This is a genomic window from Almyronema sp., from assembly GCF_052168255.1.
GTDB lineage: Bacteria > Cyanobacteriota > Cyanobacteriia > Phormidesmidales > Phormidesmidaceae > Sphaerothrix > Sphaerothrix epifaneia.
The window spans coordinates 1-2,739 of the sequence record NZ_JBQLZL010000010.1 but is presented as its reverse complement, the minus strand read 5'-3'; the positions used below and the strand labels follow the sequence as shown (position 1 = coordinate 2,739).

3 protein-coding genes are annotated in these 2,739 nt (G+C 47.3%); 2 read left to right on the top strand and 1 reads right to left on the bottom strand.

The window, feature by feature from the left end; all coding sequences use genetic code 11:
- A partial coding sequence (locus ACTS3T_RS01700) for an AraC family transcriptional regulator (RefSeq protein WP_462934641.1) occupies nucleotides 1-673 on the bottom strand: 673 nt, incomplete at its 3' end.
- A gap of 172 nt (nucleotides 674-845) precedes the next feature.
- Here ACTS3T_RS01700 and ACTS3T_RS01695 point away from each other — a divergent pair.
- Together ACTS3T_RS01695 and ACTS3T_RS01690 are read left to right on the top strand one after the other, a co-directional pair.
- Nucleotides 846-1,613: an SDR family NAD(P)-dependent oxidoreductase gene (locus tag ACTS3T_RS01695; protein ID WP_377963184.1), complete on the top strand. Its 768-nt coding sequence runs from the start codon at nucleotides 846-848 to the stop codon at nucleotides 1,611-1,613.
- A 33-nt stretch (nucleotides 1,614-1,646) separates the two neighbouring features.
- The gene (locus ACTS3T_RS01690) at nucleotides 1,647-2,381 is read left to right on the top strand and encodes an SDR family oxidoreductase (protein WP_377963186.1); all 735 of its coding nucleotides are present in this window, start codon (nucleotides 1,647-1,649) and stop codon (nucleotides 2,379-2,381) included.
- Nucleotides 2,382-2,739: the final 358 nt, after the last annotated feature.

Sequence of the window (2,739 nt, the reverse complement as noted above, 5' to 3'; positions counted from 1 at the left end):
CAGCTAAATCCTCAACTCGTAACGACTTTGTAAAATTAGCCTTGAGCAGTTTGATCACCTCAGCAATGCGCTGCATGTTGCTGCCGGATGTCGCGATTTGGCGAACCGCTTCGCTCTGTTCGCCGATCAAAAGACGGTAATAGATTTCGCGAATCATCATCGGTGCCAGAAACGGAATATCCTGCGGCGTATCCAAAAGCCGTGTCAGTCTAATGGCACAATCAATCAAGTCAACATCGGCGTTGCTTACGAACAAGCCTCTCACCGAATTTTCTTTCTTCCCCGTGTGGGGTTGAATTTGAGCAATAATGTCACAGAGCTGGACGGGGTCTAAGTTCAACTTAAATCCTAAATAGGGCTTGTCTGGTGTTGCTTCTGTGACAAACCCGCTCAACGGCAAATCTACCGAAATGACAAGATACTGAGCGGCACCATACTGATACGTTTCCTCACCCAGCAAGGCTTCTTTCTTGCCCTGAATCACGATCGCGAGAATCGGTTCAAAGACGTCGCAGATTGCGGTGGAAGCAGATGATTCCCGCATGAATTCTAACTGACTGATCGCTGTTTGATGAGCACCGTTTCCCTTGTCGTCGGTGTACTGTGCCACTAGTGTTGCCAGTTCTTGACACGCACGACTGGCTGTACCCTGCTTCGGTGTTCCAATGATCATGCTGGTTTCCTGGCTGACTTACCGTTTTATTCGCTCATGATGAAGAACGTTTTTCCTGGCCAATATCTTACCTGAGAGGAATAGGCAATAACATGCGAGGTTTGTGTATTTGAAGCTCCATTTCTCAAGCCTATGATGAACTCACCCAAAAGAGCAATGAAAGGATGAGGCAATGGCTCAGGATATAGCAAAGATTGCTTTGATTACCGGATCAAGTCGGGGGTTGGGCAGAAACACTGCTTTGGCGCTTGCCCAAAAAGGGGTTGATGTAATTGTGACATATCGCAGCAATCAGGCAGAAGCAGAAAATGTCGTCTCTGCGATCGCAGGTATGGGTGGTAAAGCGGTTGCACTGCAACTAGATACGTCTAACACCAAAACCTTTGACGATTTCGCGACACAAATTAAGCGATCGCTCAAAGACATCTGGCAAACAGAACAATTTGATTTCCTGGTTAATAACGCTGGAATTGGTGTTTATGCACCGTTTGCAGAAACAACTGAAGAAGAATTCGATCGCTTAATGAACATTCATGTGAAGGGTGTTTTCTTCTTGACGCAGAAACTTCTGCCCTTGATCAAGGATGGTGGACGAATTGTCAATATTTCCTCTGGTCTTGCCCGTTTTGCCCTACCTGGCTATGCCGCTTACGGCGCGATGAAGGGGGCGATCGAGGTGTTGACCCGATACCTGGCGAAGGAATTAGGCCAAAGACAGATTGCGGTAAACGTCGTGGCTCCGGGTGCGATTGAAACCGATTTTGCTGAGGGGGCAGTGCGTGACAATCCAGAAATTAATAACTTCATCGCCTCGCAGACGGCTTTAGGTCGCGTGGGTCTTCCCGATGATATTGGTGGGGCGATCGCCTCATTACTTTCTGAAGACAACCGCTGGGTCAATGCCCAGAGAATTGAAGTCTCTGGCGGCATGTTTATCTAATTCAAACCAACCGAAATAAAAAGGAAAATCACGATGTTAAATGTAGAGAACAAAGTCATTGCTATTACTGGAGCCAGTAGCGGCATTGGTGAAGCTACTGCCAAGTTACTGGCTGAAAAGGGCGCAAAGGTTGTTCTGGGAGCAAGGCGTACCGAAAGGCTAGAAAAGCTTGTTGAGGAGATTCGTTGCCAGGGTGGCTCAGCCGAATTCAAAACGGTGGACGTTACCAATCGCGAAGATATGAAAGCGTTCATTCACTTTGCCAAAGACACCTTTGGTCGAATTGACGCCATTTTTAACAACGCGGGTGTTATGCCTTTATCTCCCATGAATGCCCTAAAAGTTGAAGAATGGGACACGATGATCAACGTCAACATCAATGGCGTGTTGAATGGCATTGCAGCCGGGTTGCCGATTATGGAAGCGCAAGGCGGCGGCCAGTTTATTAACACTGCATCTATCGGTGCCCATGTGGTAGTCCCGACTGGCGCAGTCTACTGCGCGACCAAATACGCGGTTTGGGCAATCTCCGAAGGACTGCGGCAGGAATCGAAAAATATCCGCGTGACCACGATCTCTCCAGGTGTTGTGGAGACAGAGCTGGGTTCTGACATCACAGATGATTCAGCAGAAGAGGCTTTGAAAGAATTTCGTAAGAATGCCCTAGCTCCGGATGCGATCGCCAGAGCTGTCTTATATGCTGTATCTCAGCCAGATGATGTGGATGTCAATGAGATGATTGTTCGACCGACAGCCAGTGCCTTCTAGCTTTGAAACGATACCACAACTTGGGTTTGAGGTATTAGAGCAGGTTGGTGGTTTTGAATAGAATTTGTCGCCTTGGCGCTAATTTACTGCCACCTGCTTAGCCTTCTCAAAACAATTTTACCAGGAAAGACATCAGCAAAAAGGCAACAATTACAAGCTTCTATTTCACAGCATTTGTTCTAATACATCTCAGCCACGGGTGAAGCCGCTTAATGGCTTTGTTATGCCGTGCGCTTTCACAATTGCGGTCAAGTTGTAAGTTGAGTTTCGTTTCTTAAGCCAACCTACGGGAGATCGGCGATCGCACTTGAAATACAACCCGATTACTTTAACAAATTTATCTTTGTCGGCATAACGA